Source organism: Streptomyces cyaneofuscatus, assembly GCF_042718795.1.
Lineage (GTDB): Bacteria > Actinomycetota > Actinomycetes > Streptomycetales > Streptomycetaceae > Streptomyces > Streptomyces cyaneofuscatus_A.
Map to the genome: position 1 here is coordinate 131027 of NZ_JBHXOX010000008.1, position 21944 is coordinate 152970.

General features: G+C 73.8%; 21 protein-coding genes and 1 tRNA gene. 13 read left to right on the forward strand and 9 right to left on the reverse strand.

Annotation, left to right across the window (positions count from 1 at the left end; all coding sequences use genetic code 11):
* Positions 1-133: 133 nt before the first annotated feature.
* The 4 genes from ACFWRT_RS10875 (at position 134) to ACFWRT_RS10890 (ending at position 3055) form a co-directional block, all read left to right on the forward strand.
* Positions 134-589, forward strand: coding sequence for a VOC family protein (locus ACFWRT_RS10875; RefSeq protein WP_380950583.1), 456 nt, complete (start codon positions 134-136; stop codon positions 587-589).
* A gap of 47 nt (positions 590-636) precedes the next feature.
* Positions 637-1584, forward strand: coding sequence for a pyridoxamine 5'-phosphate oxidase family protein (locus ACFWRT_RS10880; protein WP_380950582.1), 948 nt, complete (start codon positions 637-639; stop codon positions 1582-1584).
* A gap of 68 nt (positions 1585-1652) precedes the next feature.
* Complete coding sequence (locus tag ACFWRT_RS10885) at positions 1653-1844, forward strand: ferredoxin (protein WP_380950581.1); 192 nt, start codon at positions 1653-1655, stop codon at positions 1842-1844.
* Positions 1841-3055 carry an NAD(P)/FAD-dependent oxidoreductase gene (locus ACFWRT_RS10890; protein ID WP_380950580.1) on the forward strand — a complete coding sequence of 405 codons (1215 nt, stop codon included), beginning with the start codon at positions 1841-1843 and terminating at the stop codon, positions 3053-3055. Before ACFWRT_RS10885 ends, ACFWRT_RS10890 begins: the two co-directional genes overlap by 4 nt.
* A 19-nt stretch (positions 3056-3074) precedes the next feature.
* Here the strand turns inward: ACFWRT_RS10890 and ACFWRT_RS10895 are convergent, their stop codons facing one another.
* Together ACFWRT_RS10895 and ACFWRT_RS10900 are read right to left on the reverse strand one after the other, a co-directional pair.
* Positions 3075-3941 (reverse strand): enoyl-CoA hydratase/isomerase family protein, encoded by an 867-nt coding sequence (locus ACFWRT_RS10895; protein WP_380950579.1) that lies wholly within the window; start codon positions 3939-3941, stop codon positions 3075-3077.
* Complete coding sequence (locus ACFWRT_RS10900; RefSeq protein ID WP_380950577.1) at positions 3932-6160, reverse strand: acetate--CoA ligase family protein; 2229 nt, start codon at positions 6158-6160, stop codon at positions 3932-3934. The genes ACFWRT_RS10895 and ACFWRT_RS10900 overlap by 10 nt, the downstream gene beginning before the upstream one ends.
* A gap of 230 nt (positions 6161-6390) precedes the next feature.
* Here ACFWRT_RS10900 and ACFWRT_RS10905 point away from each other — a divergent pair.
* From ACFWRT_RS10905 to ACFWRT_RS10915, 3 genes are all read left to right on the forward strand, one after another.
* Positions 6391-6464 (forward strand) — tRNA-Met (locus ACFWRT_RS10905).
* 139 nt (positions 6465-6603) lie between these two features.
* Positions 6604-7482: an NAD(P)H-binding protein gene (locus ACFWRT_RS10910; RefSeq protein ID WP_380950576.1), complete on the forward strand. Its 879-nt coding sequence runs from the start codon at positions 6604-6606 to the stop codon at positions 7480-7482.
* Between the two features lie 142 nt (positions 7483-7624).
* Entirely contained in the window at positions 7625-8779 is a 1155-nt protein-coding gene (locus tag ACFWRT_RS10915; protein WP_380950575.1) for an NAD(P)-dependent oxidoreductase, read from the forward strand.
* 94 nt (positions 8780-8873) lie between these two features.
* On the opposite strand, the gene ACFWRT_RS10920 is transcribed toward ACFWRT_RS10915, so the two are convergent.
* Entirely contained in the window at positions 8874-9836 is a 963-nt protein-coding gene (locus ACFWRT_RS10920; RefSeq protein ID WP_380950574.1) for an AraC family transcriptional regulator, read from the reverse strand.
* Between the two features lie 122 nt (positions 9837-9958).
* Here ACFWRT_RS10920 and ACFWRT_RS10925 point away from each other — a divergent pair, with 122 nt between their 5' ends.
* On the forward strand, positions 9959-10819 hold the full coding sequence (locus ACFWRT_RS10925) for an NAD(P)H-binding protein (RefSeq protein ID WP_380950573.1): 861 nt from the start codon (positions 9959-9961) through the stop codon (positions 10817-10819).
* 66 nt (positions 10820-10885) lie between these two features.
* Here the strand turns inward: ACFWRT_RS10925 and ACFWRT_RS10930 are convergent, their stop codons facing one another.
* Entirely contained in the window at positions 10886-12496 is a 1611-nt protein-coding gene (locus tag ACFWRT_RS10930; protein WP_380950572.1) for a M28 family peptidase, read from the reverse strand.
* A gap of 307 nt (positions 12497-12803) precedes the next feature.
* Entirely contained in the window at positions 12804-13997 is a 1194-nt protein-coding gene (locus ACFWRT_RS10935) for a flavin-containing monooxygenase (protein WP_380950571.1), read from the reverse strand.
* 226 nt (positions 13998-14223) lie between these two features.
* Between ACFWRT_RS10935 and fepB the strand changes: the two genes are divergently transcribed.
* From fepB to ACFWRT_RS10960, 5 genes are all read left to right on the forward strand, one after another.
* Positions 14224-15234: a Fe2+-enterobactin ABC transporter substrate-binding protein gene (gene fepB / locus ACFWRT_RS10940; protein WP_380950570.1), complete on the forward strand. Its 1011-nt coding sequence runs from the start codon at positions 14224-14226 to the stop codon at positions 15232-15234.
* Between the two features lie 2 nt (positions 15235-15236).
* A complete protein-coding gene (locus ACFWRT_RS10945; protein WP_380950569.1) occupies positions 15237-16268 on the forward strand; it encodes a FecCD family ABC transporter permease in 1032 nt (343 codons plus the stop codon).
* On the forward strand, positions 16265-17329 hold the full coding sequence (locus ACFWRT_RS10950; protein WP_380950568.1) for a FecCD family ABC transporter permease: 1065 nt from the start codon (positions 16265-16267) through the stop codon (positions 17327-17329). Before ACFWRT_RS10945 ends, ACFWRT_RS10950 begins: the two co-directional genes overlap by 4 nt.
* A gap of 84 nt (positions 17330-17413) precedes the next feature.
* Positions 17414-17866, forward strand: a complete 453-nt coding sequence (locus ACFWRT_RS10955; protein ID WP_380950567.1) for a DoxX family protein — start codon at positions 17414-17416, stop codon at positions 17864-17866.
* Entirely contained in the window at positions 17863-18285 is a 423-nt protein-coding gene (locus ACFWRT_RS10960) for a Zn-ribbon domain-containing OB-fold protein (RefSeq protein WP_380950566.1), read from the forward strand. The genes ACFWRT_RS10955 and ACFWRT_RS10960 overlap by 4 nt, the downstream gene beginning before the upstream one ends.
* A gap of 25 nt (positions 18286-18310) precedes the next feature.
* Here ACFWRT_RS10960 and pspAB read toward each other — a convergent pair whose 3' ends face one another.
* From pspAB to ACFWRT_RS10980, 4 genes are all read right to left on the reverse strand, one after another.
* Positions 18311-18895 (reverse strand): PspA-associated protein PspAB, encoded by a 585-nt coding sequence (pspAB, locus tag ACFWRT_RS10965; protein WP_380950565.1) that lies wholly within the window; start codon positions 18893-18895, stop codon positions 18311-18313.
* Positions 18896-18918: 23 nt separating this feature from the next.
* On the reverse strand, positions 18919-19827 hold the full coding sequence (htpX, locus tag ACFWRT_RS10970) for a zinc metalloprotease HtpX (protein WP_018510731.1): 909 nt from the start codon (positions 19825-19827) through the stop codon (positions 18919-18921).
* Between the two features lie 90 nt (positions 19828-19917).
* The gene (locus tag ACFWRT_RS10975) at positions 19918-20676 is read right to left on the reverse strand and encodes a pyridoxine/pyridoxamine 5'-phosphate oxidase (RefSeq protein WP_380950564.1); all 759 of its coding nucleotides are present in this window, start codon (positions 20674-20676) and stop codon (positions 19918-19920) included.
* Positions 20677-20720: 44 nt separating this feature from the next.
* Positions 20721-21911 carry a thiolase C-terminal domain-containing protein gene (locus tag ACFWRT_RS10980; RefSeq protein WP_380950563.1) on the reverse strand — a complete coding sequence of 397 codons (1191 nt, stop codon included), beginning with the start codon at positions 21909-21911 and terminating at the stop codon, positions 20721-20723.
* Between the last annotated feature and the right edge of the window lie 33 nt (positions 21912-21944).

Consider the following 21944-nt stretch of genomic DNA (forward strand, 5'->3'; position numbering starts at 1 on the left):
TTCTCCTTCGATTCTAACCGGACAAGAGGCTTTCACCGGTTGACGGTCCCCGTTCTAACCTTTAAATTCGGTTTCACTGGTTGCGAGGGAACTCGCGGCGCCGATCGGACGACCGAAAGCGTGGAGACCGACCATGAGCAAGGCGAAGAATCTCCGGACCGGCCACATCGGCCTCAACGTCACCGACCTGGACCGCTCGATCGCCTTCTACCGCGAGGTCTTCGACTTCGAGCTGCTGGGCGAGGGCAAGGACGGCGACCGCCGCTGGGCCTTCCTCGGGCGGGACTCCCGGCTCGTGGTGACCCTGTGGCAGCAGAGCGAGGGCACGTTCGCCCCCGCGCTGCCCGGCCTGCACCACCTCTCCTTCCAGGTGGACACCGTCGAGGAGATCCGGGCCACCGAGGAGGTCCTGCGCTCGCTCGGCGCCACGTTCGCCTACGACGGGGTCGTACCGCACGGGGAGACCGGCACCTCGGGCGGCATCTTCTTCTCCGACCCCGACGGCATCCGCCTGGAGATCTACGCCTCCACCGGCGCCGACCCGGCCGACGCCCCCACCTCCAACGCTCCCACCTGCGGCTTCTTCTAGGCGGCGGTCGAGGACGACCGCTTGCACCCCCGGTGAAAGGCAGGACCATGGGCGGCTACCACCGCGGCGAGAGGGCCGTGCAGGAACGGGCGGGCTTCGCCCGTCAGGCCGGTCAGGCGCAGGGCGCCATCGGCAACACCGTCCCCGACGTGGCGGTGGCCTTCCTCGCCCAGCAGCCCCACCTGGTGGCCGGGGCCGCGGACCAGCGAGGCCGGATCTGGGCGACCCAGCTCACCGGGGAGCCGGGCTTCCTGACCGTGCCCGGGCCGCACACCCTGAGGATCGGGACGCTGCCCCCGCCGGAGGACCCGCTGGCCGCGCTCCTGAACGGGGCCGGGGTGGAAAGCGGATCCGGCTCCGGCCCCGCGCCCGTCCCCATCGGCCTGATCGGCATCGAACCGGCCACCCGGCGCCGGATGCGGATGAACGGCCGGGCGGTCCGCGACGGCGACGGGCTGCGCGTCGAGCTCGACCAGGTCATCTCCAACTGCCCCAAGTACATCCAGAAACGCGACCACCACCACCCGGCCGCGGCGGGGGCTCCGGTGTCTCGTACGGCCGTCGACAGCACGGAGCTCAGCCCCGCGCAGCAGCGGACGCTCCGGGCCGCCGACACCTTCTTCGTCGCCACCGCCTCCGACCGGGGCGACGCCGACGCCTCGCACCGGGGCGGCAACCCCGGCTTCGTCCAGGTCCTCTCGCCCCGGCTCCTGCGCTGGCCCGACTACGCCGGCAACGCCATGTTCCTCACCCTGGGCAACCTCGAACTCAATCCGACCGCCGGTCTCCTCGTTCCCGGCTGGGAGACCGGCACCTCGCTCCACCTGACGGGTTCGGCCCGCACGGTGTGGGACGAGGCGGAGGCGGCCCGCACCCCCGGGGCCCAGCGGCTGGTGGAGTTCGAGATCACCGCCGTACGGGAAGTGGCGTCGGCCTCCCCGCTGCGCTGGTCCGCGCCCGCCTACTCCCGCTTCAACCCGCCGACGGCCGCCTGACGCGCCCTGACGTTCGACGTTCCTTGACGTGCCGCCCGGCCGTCGTGCCTACCCGTGACGGAGTCACCATGCGGATCACCGTGGACCTGGACCTCTGCGAGAGCCACGGCAGTTGCGTCTTCGCCGCCCCCGAGATCTTCTCGTTCGACGACGACGACTACCTCCTGTACGAAGCCACGCCGGACGACGGGCTGCGCGCGGACGCCGAGAAGGCCGCCGCCTCCTGCCCGGTCCGGGCCATCACCGTGGCCGCCCCATGAGCGCCACCGGCCGTCATCCCCGCGATGTGGTGATCGTCGGGGCCTCGCTGGCGGGGCTGCGGGCCGCGACGACCCTGCGCGCCGAGGGGTTCACCGGGAGCCTGACCCTCGTCGGGGCCGAACAGCACGCCCCCTACGACCGCCCGCCGCTCTCCAAGCGCTTCCTGACGGGCCAGGCTCCCGCCGCCGACACCGCGCTCCCGGTCCCCGACGGCCTCCGGGCCTGCTGGCGGCTGGGGCGGGCCGCGGTCCGGCTCGACCCGTACAGCAGGATCGTCACCCTCGCCGACGGCACCGGCCTGCCCTACGACGGCCTCCTGATCGCCACCGGAGCCGCCGCCCGGTCCGGTGGCGTGCCCGGCGGACCCGGCCCGGAGCAGGGCGTGTTCACCCTGCGCGGCCGGGACGACGCGACGGCGCTGCGGGCCGCGCTCACCCCCGGGCGGAAGCTGCTCGTCGTCGGCGCCGGGTTCCTCGGGGGCGAGGTCGCCGCCGCGGGGCGGGAGCTGGGGCTCGACGTCACCCTCGTGGAGGCCGGGGCCGTACCGCTGGAGCGGGCGGTCGGCGCGGAGGCGGGTGCGTTCGTGGGGACGCTGCACCGGGAGGCGGGCATCGATCTGCGCACCGGCACCACGGTCGCCGCCTACCGGACCGGACCGGACGGCAGGCTCACCGGGGCCCGGCTGGCCGACGGCCGGACCGTCGCGGCCGACGTCGCCGTCCTGGCGCTGGGCGCGGTCCCGGCCACCGGATGGCTGGCCGGATCGGGGATCGAGGCGGCCGGCGGGGTGCCCACCGACTCCCGGCTGCGGGCCCTGTTCCCGGACGGCAGAACCGTACCCGGCGTGGTCGCGGCGGGCGACGCGGCCCGGGTCCCGCAGCCCCTGGCGGACGGCGCGGCCCCGGCCCTCGGGCACTGGTCCGGCGCGGTGGAGCAGGGTGCGGCGGCCGCCCGTACGCTGCTGCGGGGCGAGGCGGCCCCGGTCTTCGCCGAGGTGCCCTCGTTCTGGTCCGACCTCCACGGCGTCCGGCTCCGCTCGGTGGGCCTCCCGGCCCTCGGCGACACGGCGAAGGTCCACGAGTGCGACCGCGAGGCCCGCCGCCTGGAGGTCAGCTACCACCTGGACGGCCGCCTGGTGGGCGCCCTGACCATCGGCCGGACCTCCCGACTGGCGGCCTACCGGCGGACGTTGGCCGAGTACGGGGTGTAGTGGGGGTGCCCGGCCATCCCTAGAACCCCCGGTACTCCGGCGTCCGCCGCTCCACGAACGAGGCGACCCCCTCGTTCGCGTCCCGTGTCGTCATGTTGATCTCCTGGGCGGCCGCCTCCGCCGCGAACGCCGTGGCCCGGTCGGCGGTGAGCGAGTCGTTCACGAGCTGCTTGGTCAGGGCGATGGCCCGGGTGGGCCCGCAGGCCAGCCGCCCGGCCCACGCGGCGGCGAGGGCCTCCAACTCCGTTGATGGGACAGTGCGGTTGACCAGCCCCATCTGTTCCGCGTCCGCCGCCGTCAGGGTGTCCCCGAAGAACATCAGCTCCTTCGCTCGCTGCGGCCCCACCAGCCGGGGCAGCAGATAGGCGCCGCCGCCGTCCGGGACGAGCCCCCGGCGGACGAAGACCTCGATGAACGTCGCCGTGTCGGCCGCCAGGACCAGATCGCAGGCGAACGCCAGATGCGCGCCGATCCCGGCTGCGGTCCCGTTGACGGCGGCGATCACCGGCTTCTCGCAGTCCAGCACGGCGGCGATGAGCCGTTGCGCGCCGAGCCGGATGGTCCGGGCGACGTCCCCGGGGAGCCGTTCGCGGGTCTGGGCCGGGGCGCCGCGCAGGTCGGCGCCCGCGCAGAAGCCCCGGCCGGTGGCGGTGAGCACGACGGCCCGTACGGCGGGGTCGGCGGATGCGTCGGCCAGCAGGGCGATGACCTGCTCGCGCTGCTCCCAGGTGACGGCGTTCATGGCCTCGGGCCGGTTGAGGGTGATCCAGGAGACGCCGTCGGGGGTGGTGCGGTGGAGGACGGTGGGCCCGACGGAGGCGGGGGCTTCCGGTAGTGGCGCGGCGTTCACCGGCGCACCGCCGGCGTGTCCGGCGTTCACCGGCACACCGCCAGCGCGTCCAGCGCCACCGCGCCCTGCCCGCGCCCCAGCACCACCAGCGGGTTGACGTCCAGCTCGGTCAGGTCGTCGCCCAGCTCCAGGGCCATCCGCTGCACCCGCAGCACCACCTCCACCAGCGCGTCCACATCGACGGGCGCCCCGCCCCGCACCCCGGCCAGCAGGGCCCGGCCGCGCAGCTCGCCGAGCATGTCCCGGGCGTCCTTCTCGCCGAAGGGAGGCACCCGTACCGCCGTGTCGTGCAGCACCTCCACCAGGACCCCGCCGAGACCGACCGTCACCGTCGGCCCGAAGAGGGCGTCGTGGGTGACGCCGACCATCATCTCGACGCCCCGGTCGATCATCTGGCAGACCAGGATGCCGTCCAGGTCGACGGATTCGAACCGGGCGATGTCAGTCAACTCCCGGTAGGCGTCCCGCACTTGACTGGCTGAGGTCAGGCCCACCTTCACCAGGCCCAGCTCCGTCTTGTGGGCGAGGCGGGGCCCGGAGGCCTTCATCACGACGGGGTAGCCGACCGGACCGGCCGCCCGGACGGCGCCCGCCGCGCTCGTCACCAGTTGCTCGCGCGGCACCCGGATCCCGTACGCGCGCAGGAGCTGCTTCGCCGCGTGCTCGCTGAGCTGCTGCCCCGGGCGCATCAGGCCCCGCGCCTTGCGGTAGGAGGGGGAGGGGGTGCGGGGGGCCTCGTCGAAGGGGGAGCGGTAGCCGGAGGCGAAGCGGTGGTGGTCCAGGTAGGCCTTCACGGCAGTGACGCAGTTGGAGAACGTACGGAAGGTGGCGACGCGGGAGGAGCCCAGGAGCGTGGTGCGGTAGGCGTCCTCGGTGCCCACGGGGGAGCCCCAGATCACGCAGACCAGCTTGTCGGTGGCCTCGGCCGCGTCCACCAGGTCCTGGGCGAGGCGGTCGCTCATGGGCGGGAAGGGGCCGGTGATCGGACAGATGAGGATCCCGACGGAGGGGTCGGCCAGGATCGCGTCGATGATCTTCCGGCCGCGCGCGTCGCCGACCGGGTGGCCGCCGTTGTCGATGGGGTTGGCCACGTTGAGGTAGCCGGGTATCCAGGTGTGCAGCTCGTCCTGCTTGGCCGGGGAGAGGGCGGGCAGCGGGAGTCCGGCCGCCGTCGCCAGGTCGGCGAAGTGGGCGCCGGTGCCGCCGGAGATGGAGTACACGGCGACGCCCTCGGCCTGCGGCGGCCGGGCCCGGGCCAACAGGGCGGCGGTGTCCTGGAGTTCGTCGAGGCCGTCCACCCGGACCACCCCGAACTGCCGCATCGCCGCGTCCACCACCTGGTCCGCCCCGGTCAGCTTCCCGGTGTGCGAGGCGGCGGCCTCGGCCCCGGCCTCCGTACGCCCCACCTTCACCGCCACCACCGGCACCCCCGCGCGGGCGGCCCGGTCGGCGGCGAGGAGGAAGGACCGGCCGTCCTTGAGCCCCTCCACGTAACAGGCGATGGCCCCCACCTCGGGACGCTGGGCGAAGTACGCGAGGAAGTCGGCGGTCTCCAGGTCGGCCTCGTTGCCCGTGGGCGCCCAGTGCGAGAGCCGGATGCCCAGCTCCTGGAGGGCGTGGAGGGGGCGGCCCTGGTGGCCGGACTGGGTGATGAGGGCGATGGCGGGGCCCTCCAGGTCGTCCCGGAACTCCTCGAAGGCGTTCAGGTTGGTGTTCGGCCCGAGCAGCCGTACGCCGGACCGCTCCACGGCCGCCGCCAGCCGGGCCTGCGCCACCGCGCCCGCCTCCCCGGTCTCGGCGAACCCGGAGGCGAAGGCCACGGCGAAGGGGATCTTGGCCTCCGCCAGCTCCTCGATGACCGGGAGCGGGTCGGCGACCAGCAGGACCGCCAGGTCGACAGGGTCGGGCAGCGCGGCCACGCTCGGCACGCAGGGCCGCCCGAAGACGGCGTTCCGGGCCGGGTGCACCGGGTGCAGCCGCGCCCCGACGCGCTCGGCCCAGGCGATGAGCTGCCGGGTGATGCCGGTGTTGGGGCGCCCCTCGGTGTCGGAGGCGCCGACGACGGCCACGGAGCGCGGCCGGAAGAAGCGGTCCAGGTCGGGCACGGCCAGGTGCAGCGGCCGGCCGCTGACATCGAGCCCGCCCTGCCGGGTGGCGGTGGGCAGGCTGACGACGGAGGCGTGCGGCTCCTCGCCGCAGGCCACCACCCGGGCGCGGAAGTCGGTGGTGAGGGTGCCGTGAGTCGATCCAAGCATCGTTCCGCCACTCCTGCTCGATGGTTCTGCTCGATGGCCCTGCTCGATGATCCTGCGGTTGGCTGACGCTCTGTCAGGTTACTGAACTGACGGCCCGTCAGGAATGGTCGTGCAGGCAAAGGCTCCGCGCGGCCCCGGGTCGTGCGGGCAGAGGCCCCGCGCGTCCCCGGGGCGGCGGCTTGCCGCTGGTCACGGCGGGGCGCACAGTGGCGTAGGGTGGGGTTCACCGACGCGGGGTGGAGCAGCTCGGTAGCTCGCTGGGCTCATAACCCAGAGGTCGCAGGTTCAAATCCTGTCCCCGCTACTGATGAAGTGCATCTGAGGCCCGGATCCCCTGGATCCGGGCCTCAGGCGTTTTCGCCGCCCCGGGTGCCGGACGGTCGGACATCCCTCCCGGACGCTGAGCCATGGCGGGGTGCGGGGGCCTCGGCGAGGCTTGATCCATGACCAAGACAGAAGACGCGACGCCGGAACGAACCTCGTCCCCCATCCTGGTGACCGGCGGCACCGGCAAGACCGGCCGCCGCGTGGTGGCCCGCCTCCGCGAGCTGGGGGTGGAGACCCGGGCGGCCTCCCGGTCCGGCGAGACCCCGTTCGACTGGGAGTCCCCGGACACCTGGGGGCCCGCCCTGGAGGGTGCCGAGGCCGCCTACATCGTCCCCCTGGACACCGAGCCCTCCCCGACGCCCGCCTTCGTGGAGCGGGCCGTCGCCGCCGGGGTGCGGCGGCTGGTGCTGCTCTCGGCCCGAGGTGTCGACGTACCGGGGTACTTCGGCGACTCCGTCCTCGACGGCGGCCCCCACCTGAAGGGCGAGCAGGCCGTGCGCGACTCCGGCCTGGGCTGGACGATCCTGCGGCCCGGCTGGTTCGCCCAGAACTTCAGCGAGGGCGTCTTCCTCGACGGCGTACGCGCCGGGGAGCTGGCCCTCCCGGTCGGGGACGGCAGGGCGGCGTACATCGACGCGGACGACATCGCGGCGGTCGCGGTGGCGGCGCTCACCGAGGACGGCCACGACGGCGAGGTGTACGAGCTGTCGGGCCCGCGCGCGCTAAGCATCGCCGACGTACTGGACGAGATCGCGAAGGCGGCCGGGGGTGCGCCTGCCTCCTACGTCCCGCTGGAGGAGGCCGCGTTCCGGGACGGGCTGGTCGTGCGGGGCATGTCGGAGGTGGAGGCCGAGCTCTGGACGGCCGCGCTGGACCCGATCCGCACGAGCCGGGAGGCCCCGCTGAAGGACGGCGTCCGCCGCGCCCTGGGCCGCTCCCCGCGCGACGTGGCCGACGTCTTCCGGGACGCGGCGGCGGAGGGGGCCTGGGGGTGAGGCGCGGGGTCAGCGGTCCGGGTCACCGGCCCGGGTCGCTGCCGATGGTGCGGGGAGGGCCATCCCAGGTCGCGAGGTAGGGTCCGTACAGCGGGTTCGGGGCTTACGGGGGCCGGGCCTGCCTACCGGACGGGAGTGCCACGTGGAACGGTTCCGTGTGCTGCTGGTGGACGCGGCCCCCGGCGTGCTGCTCGGCCGCGAGCTGGAGCGGCTGCTCGGCCACGGCCTGGCCGTCACGCTGAACCTGCGGCGGGTGGCCGATCCGGCCGGGGCCCGGGCCGACTGGGGTGGCCGGGTGGACTTCACCGACTTCGACCCCTTCGACGAGGCCGCCCTGCTCGCCGGGACGGTACGCGGCGGGATCGGCCACCACGCGGTCAAGTCCCGGGCCGGGGTGCCGCTGCGCGCCGCCTTCCTCGCGGGGGCCACCCGGCCCGGACTGGCCCACCCGCTCCGCGTGATCGGCCGGGCCGGCGCGGGCACCGACCACGTCGATCTGGCGGCCGCCGCCCGGTACGGGGTCGCGGTCACCCACACGCCCGGCTCCAACGCGGCTGCGGTCGCCGAGTTCGCCCTGGCCCAACTGCTTGCGCTGACGCGATGGTTGAGGTCGTACGACGAGGCCGCGCACCGGGGGGAGTGGCGGGCGCCCACGGTCCCGCCGGCGGAGCTGTCGGAACTGACGCTGGGCATCGTGGGACCGGGCCGGATCGGGCTGGCCCTGGCGGGGAGGGCGGGTGCGCTGGGCATGGACGTCCAGGTGCTCGCGCGGCACCGGGGGACGACATCAGCACCACAGCTGTCACCAGCACCAGCACCAGCACCAGCATCAGCGCCAGCAACGGCACCGGGATCAGCACCAGCACCGGCCCCCCGCCCCGCCGTCATCCGCCCCGCCCTCACCCTTCCCGGCCTGCTCGCGACCAGTGACGTGGTCTCCCTCCACCTGCCGCTCACCCCGGAGACCCGAGGGCTCGTCGGCCGGAGCGAGCTGGCGCTGATGCGTCCGGGGGCGATCCTCCTGAACACCGCCCGGGGCGGGATCGTCGACGAGCACGCGCTCGCCGAAGCCCTGCGCGACCCCGCGCATCCCCTCGCGGCGGCGGCCGTCGACACCTTCGAGCACGAGCACGCGGCCTTCGCCTCGCCGCTCTTCGGCCTGCCGAACGCGCTGCTGACCCCGCACGTGGCCGGGATGACCAGGACCGCCATGGCCGCGGCCGCCCTGGGCTGCGCGGACCACATCGCGGCCCTGCTGGCGGGGCGGCCGGAAGGCGTCCCGGTGGTCACGGCGTAACGGCACCGCCCCGGAGCCCCCCGAGCACCCCCGGAGCCCCGAGCTCTCCCGGAGCCCCAGGAGCCTCCCGGAGCACCCCCGCCGCGCGCCGCTCTCACCCCGCCGGAGTCGCCCGCCCCGGTGCGCGCCCGGTCGCGGCGGCCTCCTGCCGGTACGCGCTCGGGCTCTCGCCCCGGAGCCGTTTGAACGCCGCGCTGAAGCCGAACGCGTCCGCGTAGCCGACCCGCCGGGCCACCGCCGCCACCGTCAGCTCCGGGCGGGTCAGCAGGTCGGCGGCGAGGGTCATACGCCACTCGGTCAGGTACGCCACCGGGCCGTCCCCGACCAGCTCGGTGAACCGTTTCGCCAGGGTGGTCCGCGAGACCCCGGCCCGGGCCGCCAGCTCCGCCGTCGTCCAGGGGTGCGCGGGGTCCTCGTGCATCGCCCGTAGCGCGGGGCCCGCGACCTCGTCGCCGAGAGCTCCGTACCACCCCGGCGGCTCGGCCTCCGGGCGGTCGAACCAGTCCCGCAGGGTGCAGACGAGCATCCAGTCCAGCAGCCGGTCCAGCACGATCTGGTGCCCGGGCCGCGCGCCGCCGATCTGGGCGACCACGTAGTCGCGCAGCGGTGCGCAGTCGTCCTCGTCGGGTACGACGAGAGCCGGCGGGAGGGCCCGGAGCAGCTGCTGGGGAACCTGCGCCTGTACGTCGTAGGCGGCGGCCAACAGAACGGTGGTCCCGTCCAGTTCGGGCCCCAGGTCGGGGACGGCGGCCAGTTCGGGCGCGGGGGCCGTCCGGGCGTCCCAGCGCACCTCCCGTACCTCCGCACCCGTACCGCCCGCCGGGTCGTCGGTGAAGGTGAACGGGGCCGGCCCCCGGACGATCGCGGCCTCCCCGAAAGCCAGCCGCAGCGGCTCCCCGCCCTCCGGCACGATCCACCCGGCCCCCCGCATCGGCAGGCACAGGGTCAGGTAGGCCCCGTCCGTGAAGCGCAGGGACCAGGGCGACCACAGCACCGACCGCCCGAACACCGCACCTTTGCCCCGCACGCCCCGCAACAGCTCGTCGAACACGTCCATGGCGCCACGATAGGCAGAGAAGCAGCCCGCCCCGGACCGCTCACCCAGCGGCCGGACGCTCACCTATGCACGGCGGACGGGCGCCCATGGCCGCCGTGGCGGCCGCGCGGTGGACTTGCCCCATGACAGCGAAGACCGGCACGCACCGCACCCCGCCCACCGTCCTCGTCCTCGGCGCCACCGGCAAGACCGGCCGCCGGGTCGTGGCCCGGCTGCGCGCCTCCGGGCCGGTCACGGTCCGGGCCGCCTCCCGCTCCAGCGAGGTCCGGTTCGACTGGACGCTCCCCGACACCTGGGAGCGCGCCCTCGCGGGGGCCGACGCGCTCTACCTCGTGGCGCCCGACGACCCTTCCCCCGTAAGGGAGTTCGTGCGGCAGGCCGCGGCCTCGGGCGTACGCCGCTTCGTGGTGCTCTCCGGCCGCAGCATCGAGAAGGCGGGGGAGGATTTCGGCCAGGGCATGACGGCCGCCGAGGCAGCGGTCCAGGAGACCGGGGCCGCGTGGACGCTCCTGCGCCCCAACAACTTCTTCCAGAACTTCGACGAGGACCTGTGGCTGCCCCCGCTCCGGGCCGGCCGGCTGGGCCTGCCGATCGGGGACATGCCGGAACCGTTCATCGACGCCGAGGATGTGGCGGAGGTCGCGGCGGCGGTCCTCACCGCGGCCGGGGACGGCCACGCGGGACGCGTCTACGAGCTGTCGGGTCCGCGCGCGCTCACCTTCGCCGACGCCACCCGCGTGATCGCCGGCGCCGCGGGCCGCCCGATCCGTTACGAGGAGCTCACCCCGGCCGCGTACCGCGCCGAACTCCTCGCCGAGGGCTGGCCCGAGGAGGTGGCCGACGCGCTGGGCGCCCTGTTCGCCCTGCACCGGGCGGGCCACACCTCGGAGGTGACCGACGACGTCCGCCGGGTCCTGGGCCGCGCCCCGGCCGACCTGGAACCGTGGGCGCGGAGCGTCGCGGCACGCGGGGTGTGGGCGTAGGGGAGCCAGTCGGGGCCCCGGGCCTCCGCTACGGGAGGCCCGGGGCCCTGACGCCGTACTACGCGGTCACCGCGAACTCGTGCCCGTGTCCGTACTCGTGCCGGTCGTGGCGTCCGTGCGCGCGTCCGCCTCCGCGTCCGCGCCCGTCACGTACGCCGGTGCTGCCTGCCGCCCGGCGGCCGGCGGGTTCTTCAGCGCGCCGAGGTCGTGCGCGTACGTGCCCACCGCGTTGGCGATGACGTCGATGTTGATGTCGAACGCCTTCGTGTTGATGTTCTTGAGCGTGTCCCCGGCCGCGTGGTAGTTCACGTCGAACGCGACCCCCGCCTCGCCGCCCCACTTCGCCGCCTCGGCCGGTGTCTTCAGCGCCTCCATGCCGGAGAACGTACCGCCGGAGGGGATCCCCGCCAGGACGAAGGGGTGGTAGTCCGAGCGCCCGATGAAGGGCGTTCCGGCGGTCGGGAGGCCCCGGTCGCCCAGGAACGTGGTGATGTCCCGTTCGATCTGGGCCGAACCCGTCGGTCCGGCGGGGAAGTTGAGGCCGTCGGAGTTGTCGCCGTCGAAGACGAACAGGCCGTAGTTGGGCGAGGCGAGGTTCTCGAAGTTCAGATAGAGCTTGATCTTCTGCCGCTCGGCCGGGGGCAGGGCGTCGACGTAGTGCGCGGAGCCGAACAGGCCGCTCTCCGCCGCCGACCACCAGGCGAACCGCACCTTGTTCCGCGGCTGCTTCTCCTTCTTGGCCAGCTTCAGCGCGACGTCGAGCAGACCGGCCGAACCCGATCCGTTGTCGTTGATGCCCGGGCCCGCCTTCACCGAGTCCAGGTGCGCCCCGAGCACCACGGTGTTGGCGGCGTCGCCGCCCCGCGTCTCGGCGATGACGTTCTTCGTGGTGCGCGTCTCCTGGAGCTGGCGGACCTCGAAGGAGATCGTCACCGGTCCCTGGGCGAGGTCGGCGGCGAGCCGGTCCCCGTCGGGCTTGGACAGCCCGGCCGTCGGGATCTTCACGGTGGCGGGGTCGCCGAGGGTGCCGGAGAGCGGACCGTACCCGGCGTCGATGTTGTTGTAGATGATGGCCCCGGCGGCGCCCGCCGCGGCGGCCTGTTCCTGCTTGACGCCGAACGCGCAGCCGCCGCGCTTGATCAGCGCGATCTTCCCGGTGAACGCGCCCGCCGCGTAGTCGCCCGGCTCGCAGCCGGTGGTGCCGTCCGCGTCGATGGGCGGGGCGGCCAGTTGGGCGGTGATCCCGCCGGCCGGCGTCGACTTCGTGTAGGTGAGCGCCTTGATCTCGGCGTCGAACGGGGTGGGGGAGACGGCGGAGAGCTTCTCGGCCAGCGTCTCGGTGTAGATGAAGTCGAACTTCTGGGAGGAGACGCGGTATCCGGCCGCCGTGAGCAGCGTCTGCACGTACGCGGCGGATATGTCGTGTCCCAGCGATCCGGCGACCCGGTGGCCGCCCGTCGCCCGGGCTATCGCCTGCAAGGCCACGAGGTGCTTGCTCGCGTCCTTGGCGGACGCGTCACGCACCAGCGCCCGCGACAAGGCGGCGGCATCCTGGGCCGCCCTGTCGCTCTGGCTGCCCTTCTGGGCGGAGGCGGGTGATGCCGAGGCCAGCAGGAGCGGGGCCACGAGTGCGGTGGCGGCCAGGGCGGCGACGGATCTTCGAACGGAGGAGCTCACAGAAGTCCTTCCCGGTACGGACGAGTTGAGGGGAAGCTAGCGATCAACGCATCCCCCTGGGAACAGATGCGCCACAACGCACGCCATTAATCACACAGTTGTCATCATGTCGCCGTAGTCACTCCTGCGTGACCTTGATCTACGCAGGTGTGGTCCACGCCGGGCGCGCCGGGCTCCTGAGCACCTCGGTCAGGGCCGAGATGCTGTCGCCCCCGTGGCCGGCGTCGACTCGAACTGGGGCGGGCCTGGAGGCCGACGTAGGGGCGGACCTGGAGGCGGCTGCGGGACGTCAGTGCGCTCAGTGCGCTCAGCGCGCCCGCGCCACCCTCTTGGCGATCTTCCGCGCGTCCAGGGCCATCTCGCGGAGCATCCCGCTGATCGGATTGGTGAACCCGGTGAAGTAGAGGCCCGGGGCCTGCTTCGGGGTCCGGCCCCCGTGGACGACCGGCCGGCCCCGCGCGTCCAGCACGTCCAGGTGGCCCACCAGCGGCTCCAGGGCACGGGTGTAGCCGGTCGCCGCGATCACCGCGTCCGGGGTGAGCCGGGTGCCGTCGGCCAGCACCACCGCGTCCTTGTCGAAGGAGGCGACGGTCGCCACGGGGGTCACCGTGCCGTTCTTCACCGCGTCGATCAACCCCACGTCCTGCACCGGGATCGCCCCCTCCCGCACCCGCGAGTACAGGCCCGTCCCCGGCCGCGGCAGCCCCTTCTCCGACAGATCCGGTACGGCGATCCGCGCCATCACGGCCCCCGCCCCGTCCACCAGCCGCACCGGCAGCCGGCGCACCAGGATGCCGGTCGCCTGGGCCGGCCACCCCGCCGTGGAGCGCCGCACGATGTGCGGGGCCGTACGCACCGCGATCCGCACCCGGGAGGCCCCGCCCTCCGCGAGGTCCGCCGCGATCTCGGCCCCCGTGTTGCCGATGCCGACCACCAGGACGTCCCGGCCGGCGTACGGGGCCGGGTTACGGTACTCCGCCGCGTGCAGCAGCTCCCCGGTGAACGTGTCGCGGCCCGGCCACCGCGGGATGCGCGGGGTGTGGTTGAAGCCCGTGGCGACGACGACCGCGCGGCCCCGCAGGACCCGGCCGCCGGTCGCGGTGAGCTGCCAGTCGCCGGAGCCGTCGGGCGCCGGGTCGATCCGGTTCACCTCGACGCCTGTCACCACTTCCAGCTCATGGTGCTCGGTGTACTTCTCCAGGTACCGCACCACGTCGTTCCGGCCCACCCACCGCCCGAACCTGCGCGGCATCTTCAGCCCCGGCAGCGCCGACCACCGCCGCGTGGTGTGCAGGTGCAACCGGTCGTAGTGGCCGCGCCAGGACGCGCCGACCCGGTCCGCCTTCTCCAGGACCACCACGCGGACGCCCCGGTCGCGGAGCGCGGCAGCGGCCGCGAGGCCGCCGGGCCCGCCGCCGATGACGTAGACGGGCCGGTCGTCCGTCCGGTCGGTGAGGGCGACGACATCGGTACGGCCGGTGGGGGAAGGGGTGTTGGGCATGGTTCGGAGCGTAATAGCCCGCTCTGTTGATGGGTCTCGGTCAAGGTGGGAAACGATTGCGAATTGATCACGGGAGGCGGGATGCGGTGATTGCCTCCCCTTCGCGCCCCTCGCCCCATCTAAGGTAAGGCTAACCTTGCTTCGGTTGATGTGAGGTGACCATCGGGGGGCCCTCGCGCGGTACGGTGCCGCGCGCCCGCCCGGCGGTCGAAGGGGTGGGACGTACATGAACGGCAGACAGCTCCGGACCCGGTTCAAGGGGGCGGCGGTCGCCGTCGCCGGGCTCCTCGCGCTCACCGCCTGCGGTGGCGGCGGCGACACGGCGGCCGACAAGGGCGCCGGGAACGGCAGGAGCGACAAGGCGGCCGCCACCACCCGCTCCGTGGAGCACGACGCCGGTACGACGGAGAAGGTCCCCGCCCAGCCGAAGCGCATCGTCTCGGTCAGCGTCACCATGACCGGCCACCTGCTGGCCCTCGACGCCCCGGTCATCGCCTCCCAGGCCACCCCGCCCTCGGTCATCACCGACAAGCAGGGCTTCTTCACCCAGTGGTCGGACGCCGCCGCCAAGAACAGCGTCAAGGTCGCCTACCAGGGCTTCGAGCCCGACGTGGAGAAAGTGCTGGCGCTGAAGCCGGACCTCATCATCGGCGCCTCCTCCGGCGCGGAGAACGCCGAGAAGTTCTACGACAAGCTCTCCGTCGTCGCCCCCACCCTCCTCTACCGCCACGACGACGTCTCCTGGCAGGACCTGACCGCCCGCCTCGGCAAGGACCTCGGCCTGGAGAAGCGCGCGAGTGAGGTCGTCGCCGCCCACGAGAAGCGGGTCGGCGAGGTCAAGGCCGCCATCACCGTGCCGACCCAGTCCGCCGCCCTGGTCCGCGACAACCAGTCCGCGATGACCGTCTTCACCCCCGAGTCCGCGCAGGGCCGGCTGCTCACCTCGCTCGGCTTCACCGTCCTCGAACCGCCGGCCGGCAAGGGCCAGACGCAGGGCGGCCGTTCGGACTTCGCCGAGTTCAGCCAGGAGAAGGTGGCCGACACCGCGAAGGACAGCTCGCTCCTCTTCGTCAGCCACACCCCCGAGGAGATCACCGCCGCCACCGCGCGCCCGGTCTGGAAGGACCTGGCCGCCGTCGAGGACAAGCGCGTGTACGACCTCGGCCTGGACACCTTCCGGCTGGACTACTACAGCGCGGGCAACCTGATCGACAAGATCGAGAAGGCCTTCGGCTGACGGTGACCGGCAAGGAACCCGCCGTACGCGTACGGTACGCCGCCGTGCTCACGGCGGGGCTGCTCCTCCTGGCCCTCGCCGTGGCCGGCGGCCTCGCCGTGGGCGCGCAGCCCGTGCCCCCGGCCGAGGTGCTGGCCGCACTGTTCGACCCGGACGCCCCGCACGCCTCCCTGGTCCGCGAGGTCCGGGTGCCGCGCACGCTGCTCGCCGTCACGGCCGGGGCGGCGCTGGGCCTGGCCGGGGCGGTGATGCAGGGCATGTCCCGTAACCCCCTGGCCGACCCCGGCATCCTCGGCGTCAACACCGGGGCCGCCTGCGCGGTGGTCGCCGCGACCGTCCTGCTCGGTACGCGCTCGCTCCAGGCCGTCGTCTGGTGGGCGCTGCTCGGGGCGGCCGTCGCGGTGGTGGTCGTGTACCTGCTCGGCGGCCGGGGCGCGGGTCGCGGCACCCCCGAGGGGCTCGTGCTGGCGGGGGTGGCCGTCACGGCGGTGCTCGGGGCGGTGGTGAGCGGCCTCGGGGTGCTGGACGCGGACGCGTACGGGACCCTGCGCATGTGGTCCGTCGGCACCTTGGCGGGCCGCGAACTCCCGGTGCTGTGGGCGGTGTTGCCGTTCCTCCTGGCCGGCGCGGTGCTGGCGCTCGCCGTCGCGCCCGCCCTCAACGCGTTCGCCCTCGGCGACGAGGCGGGCCGGGCGCTGGGCGTCGCCCCCGGACGCGTACGGCTGCTCGGCACGCTCGCCACGGTGCTCCTCAGCGGAGCCGCGACGGCCGCGATCGGCCCGGTCGGCTTCATCGGCCTGGTCGCCCCGCACCTGGCCCGCCTGCTCACCGGCCCGGACCACCGCCGCCTGATGCCGTACGCGGTCCTCATCGGCGCCGGCCTGCTGCTCGTCGCGGACATCGTGGGCCGGGTCATCGCGCGGCCCGCCGAGATCCAGGTGGGCATCGTGACGGCGTTCGTGGGGGCGCCGGTCCTGATCTGGCTGATCGGCCGCAACCGGACCGCATCGAGGAAGGCGGTGGCGGCGGCATGAGCGCTCCGGCCCGAACCGCGGTGGTACGAGCAGCCCTGACCCGAACCGCGGTGGTACGGAGCCGGGCCCTAGGTGGCCTCTCCCTCCGCGTACGCCCCCGCCCCCTCGCCATCACCCTCCTCCTGGCCCTCCTCGCGGCGGGCAGCGGCGCGCTCGCGCTGACCCGGGACGGTCTCGTACCGCCCGCCGAGGTGCTGGGCGCGCTGTTCGGGGCGGGCTCGGAGCAGGCCGCGTTCGTGGTGCTGGAGCTGCGCTTGCCCCGGGTGGCGCTCGGCCTCGCCGTCGGCGCGGCACTGGGTGCGGCCGGAGCACTGTTCCAGCAGCTCTCCCGCAACCCGCTCGGCAGCCCGGACATCGTCGGCTTCAACTCCGGTGCGGCTACCGGTGCGTTGCTGGTCCTGCTGCACGGAGACCCGGCGTACGTGGCGGTGGGCGCGGCCGGAGGCGGTCTGGCCACGGCGGTGATCGTCCAACTCCTGGCCCGGCGCGGCTCGTTCCGGGGCAACCGGCTGATCCTCGCCGGGATCGCGGTCGGTTCACTGCTGACCTCGGTCAACGCGTACCTGCTCACCCGGGCCGCCCTCGACCATGCCCAGTCGGCCCAACTCTGGCTGATCGGCAGCCTGGGCTCCACCGAACGCCACCAGATCCTCCCGGCTCTCCTCGCCCTGGCGGCCCTGCTCCTGCTCGCCCTCCCACTGGTCCGCCGCCTGGACCTGCTGGAGATGGGCGACGAGGCGGCGGGCGGCCTGGGGATCGACGCGGGCCGGACGCGCGTAGTCGTCCTCCTGATCGCGGTCGGGCTCAGCGCGGTGGCGGTCTCGGTGGCGGGCCCGATCGTGTTCGTGGCGCTCTGCGCACCGCAGTTGGCCCGCCGCCTGAGCCGCGGTACGGGGACGGGGCTGCTGCCCGCCGCCGCGATGGGCGCGCTCCTGCTCTCCGCCTCCGACCTGGTGGCGATCACGCTGCCGACGGCGGGCCCGCTGCCGGTGGGGGTGGTGACGGGCGCGCTGGGCGGGGTCTACCTGGCGTGGCTGCTGGGGCGCGGGCAGCGGCGCTGAGAAGAGTGCGGACCTCTTGCGCGAGTGGCCCGGATCCGGTGAACTGACGTATCGTCAGATACGAGCGACCGGAGGGGCTGCCCCATGCGGACGATCTGGCTCAGCGGTGCGGAGTGGCTCGCCGTCCTCCGCATAGGCCTCGGCCTGTGGTGGCTGGAGAGCTGGCGGCACAAGGACAGGAAAGGCTGGTTCGAGCGGGGTACGGGGATCGCCTGGGCGGCAGACGTCGCGGGCAAGCACCGGTGGGGTGTGGTGCGCACCGGCTTCCGGCGGGTCGTCGAACCGCGCCCGAAGCTGATCGCGTACGTCGTCGTCTACGCCGAACTGGCCCTGGGTCTGGGCCTGGTGACGGGCTTCCTCACCCCGATCGCGCTGGTCGCCGGTCTCCTCCTCAACCTGCTGTACCTGGTCCTGATGATCCACGACTGGGCCGAGCAGGGGCAGAACGCGATGATGGCCCTGATCTCGCTGGTGGCCCTGTTCGCGATGGCCTGGCAGACGTGGTCGCTGGACGCGGCGTTCGGGCTGTTCCTGTGAGCGCCGACCGGGTGGCTGAGGGCCCGCGCTTCGACCTGCCCGAGCCGGACGCGTTCACCCGGCCGTACTGGGACGCGGCGGGGGAGGGGCGGCTGCTGATCCGGCGGTGCGGCGGGTGCGGGCGGGCTCATCACTACCCGCGCGAGTTCTGCCCGTACTGCTGGAGCGAGGACGTGGGCTGGGAGCGGGCGAGCGGTCGGGCGACCCTCTACACGTGGTCCGTCGTCCACCGCAACGACCTGCCGCCCTTCGGGGACCGGGTCCCGTACGTGGCCGCCGTCGTCGACCTGGCCGAGGGGCCGCGGATGATGACGGAGGTCGTGGAGTGCGCGCACGCCGACCTCCGCATCGGTATGGGGCTGACGGTCACGTTCCGGGAGGCGGGGGAGGCCGTACCGGTCTTCCGGCCCGCCGGCTGAACCCGTTCACTCCTCCGGCGTCCGATCACAGCCCCGGCGCGCCCCACACCGGGAACCACCGGGACAGGTCCTTCTCCACCCGGAGGTCGTCGCCGAGGGCGCCGCGTACCTGGAGTTCGAGCTGGTTGTCCCGCTTCTCGGCACCGCCGGGGAGCGGGGCGAACGGGTAGAACGTGCCGCGCTTGTACAGGTAGACGAGCGCCAGCGCACGCCCCTCCGCGTCCCGGAAGCCGATCAGCGAGCACAGCAGGTGCGGGCCGAAGCCGCCGTCCTGGAGCAGGGTGTTCACCGCGTGCAGGTCGTTGACCAGGCCCGCCGTGTCGTCGGCCGGGTGGGTGGCGAGGAGCCACGTATAGCCGTACGGGTCCCGGCTGAACTCCACCGGGATGCCGCCGCGCTCCGTGTCCGCGTCGAGCAGCTCCCGTACGTCCTCCTGGAGCCGGGCGAAGCCGCCGCCTTCCACCCCCGCGAAGCAGACCGAGCCCAGGCCGGTCGGGGTGAAACCGGTGGCGGCCTGGAGGGTGAGGGCGGCCGAGGGGACGGCGAAGAGCTGGTCGAGGTCGGGGCGGACGGGTTTGCTGCGGCCGAGGATGGCGTCGAGCAGGCCCACGGGCGTAACTCCTTGAAGGCGACTTACCGGGACAGGTCGGTGGAGATGCGGGAGAGCTGGTCCAGGCGCTGTTCCAGCGTCGGGTGTGAGGAGAACAGCCGGCCCAGGGACTCCTTCGCGGAGAACGCGGGCATGAAGTAGAACGCGTTGTACGGCTCCGCCTTGCGCAGGTCCTCGGTCGGGATGCGGGCCATCTGCCCGCTGACCTTCGTCAGGGCCGAGGCGAGGGCGGAGGGCCTGCCCGTGAGGAGGGCGGCGGCGCGGTCGGCGGAGAGCTCGCGGTAGCGGGAGAGCAACCGGGTCAGCAGGAAGCTGATCGCGTAGACGACGGCGCTGATCAGCGGGATGAGCAGGAGCAGGATGCCGGCCGGGTCGTTGCCCGGCCGGCTGCGCGCGAAGCCGCCCCAGAGCGCGATGCGGGTGATGATGCCCGCCAGCACGCCGAGGAACGAGGCGATCGTCATGACGGCCACGTCCCGGTGCGCGACGTGCGACATCTCGTGCGCGAGGACGCCCTCCAGCTCCTCCGGCTCCAGTCTGCGGAGCAGGCCCGTCGTGGCGCAGACCAGGGCGGTCTTCTCGCTGCGGCCGGTGGCGAACGCGTTCGGTACGTCACTCTCGGCGATGGCCACCTTGGGCTTCGGCATGTCCGCCAGCGCGCAGATGCGGTCGATGGTGCCGTGCAGTTCGGGCGCCTGTTCGGGGGTGACCTCGCGGGCGCCCATGCCGTACGCCGCGATGCGGTCGCTGAACCAGAACTGGGCGATGAACAGGCCACCCGTGATGATCAGGATGATCGGCCAGGAACCGCGCAGGGCCGCGAGGAGCACGCCCACGAAGACGACGTACAGCAGTCCGATCAGGAACATGGTGGTGACCATGCGACCGGTCAGGCCCCGGTCCGGGGCGTAGCGGGAACGGGCTCGTGGCATCGGTACCTCCAGCGACTCGCCTTCCTCCCATAGTGCCCTTTTCTTGTTGAAACCGGGTTAAGGGGTCGGCGGGGTGCCGGCGGGGCCGCCTCAGGGCCAGAGCAGCTCACGCGTCCAGCCGCCGGTCTCCGGGCCGGCCGACGATCCGGTTGCCGTGCCGGCCTGCGGACTGGTCCCCGCACCGGCCTCCGGACCGGCCCCCGCACCGGTCTCCGTGCGGCGGTAGCGGAGCCGGATGTGGCGGCGCCGGGCGTCGCCCTGGAAGAACTCCACCTCGGCCGGCTCGACCACGTAGCGGGTCCAGGTCGGAGCCTCGGCGTCCGGTTCCGCCTGGGCCCGCTCCCAGGCCGCGTCCGCCGTCCGGTGGAGGGTGTCCACGGACTCCACGACCTCGCTCTGGGCCCCGGTCAGCGCGGCGGCGAGGGCTCCGGCGGACCGGGCGTGCAGGTCGGCGTGGCTCTCGGCGGGGGTGCAGCGGAGGACGGGGCCCCGGACCCGTACCTGGCGGCCCAGTGCCGGCCAGTAGAAGCCGAGCGCGGCGTACGGGCGGGCGGCGAGCTGGCGGCCCTTGGCGCTGGTGGCGTGCGAGGCGAAGTGGAAGCCGCGCTCGTCGGCGCCGTGGAGGAGCAGGGTGCGTACGTCGGGCAGGCCGTCGGCGTCCGCCGTGGCCAGGCTCATCGCGTGCGGCTCGACCTGCCCGGCCGCCACGGCGCCGGCGAACCAGGCGTGGAAGAGGGGGAGGGGCGCGGGCGGTGCGGTGGCCGGGTCGAAGCCCGGCAGCTCGGTGTCCCAGACGCGCTGGGCGTGCAGGAGGTCGGTGAAGGGGCGCGGGGTGGAGGTGTCGCTCATGGAGCCCATTCCATCGGTCTCCGGCTACGGAGAGCCAGCCGGACTCACCCCCGCCCCAGCACCACCGTCCCCGACGAGCAGAACCAGCCGCCCGTCCCCGACGCCACGGCCAGCTCCGGGAGGCGGCCCCCGGCCTTGTGGACCTGGCGCTCCCCGGCCTCGCCGCGTAACTGGCGTACCGCCTCCACCAGCAGGAACAGGCCGCGCATCCCGGGGTGGCAGGCGGAGAGGCCGCCGCCGTCCGTGTTCACCGGGAGCTCGCCGCGCAGGCCCGTGCGGCCCTTCTCCACGAACGCGCCGCCCTCCCCCTTCGCGCAGAACCCCAGGTCCTCCAGCGTCACCAGCGTCATGTACGTGAACGCGTCGTAGATCTCCGCCAGGTCGATGTCCGCCGGCCGCACCCCGGCCCGTTCGAAGGCCAGGCGGCCCGAGACGGCGGCGGGGGAGACCGTGAAGTCCTCCCACCCCGACATCGTGGAGTGGGACGCGGACTCCCCGGTGCCCAGGATCCACACCGGCGCCTTCGCGGTGTCCGGTACGCACTCCTCCGACGCCAGCAGCACCGCGCACCCCCCGTCGCTGCGGATGCAGCAGTGCAGCTTGGTGAACGGGTCCGCGATCATCGGGCCGGAGAGGACCTCGTCGACCGTGATGGGGTCCCGGAACATCGCCTCCGGGTTCGCCGCCGCGTTCGCCCGGGCCGTCACCGCCACCTCGGCGAGCTGCTCCAGGGTCGTGCCGTACGTGTGCATGTGGCGCCGGGCGGCCATCGCGTACTTGGCGATCAGCGTGTGCCCGTACGGCACCTCGAACTGGAGCGGCCCCCGCGCGCCGAACGACAGGTTCGACATACGCCGGCCCGCCTTGATGTCGGCCCGGGCCGTCGAGCCGTAGACCAGGAGCACCGCCCGCGCCCGACCCGCCGCGATCGCGTCCGCCGCGTGGGCGGCCATCACCTCCCAGGTCGCGCCGCCCACCGCCGTGGAGTCGACCCAGGTGGGCCGCAGCCCCAGGTACTCCGCGACCTCCACCGGCGCCAGCGTCCCGAGCCCGGCCGAGGCGAAGCCGTCGACCACCGAGCGGTCCAGGCCGGAGTCGGCCAGCGCACGCCGGGCCGCCTGGGCGTGCAGGGCGTACGGGGTGGCGTCGTCGACGCGTCCGCAGTCCGCGAGGGAGATGCCGACGACAGCGACCTTGCGGGGGAGGCCGGGCGAGGGGGAGGAGGAGGCAGGCATGAATCTGACGGTACATCAGATAAGGGTGCCCGC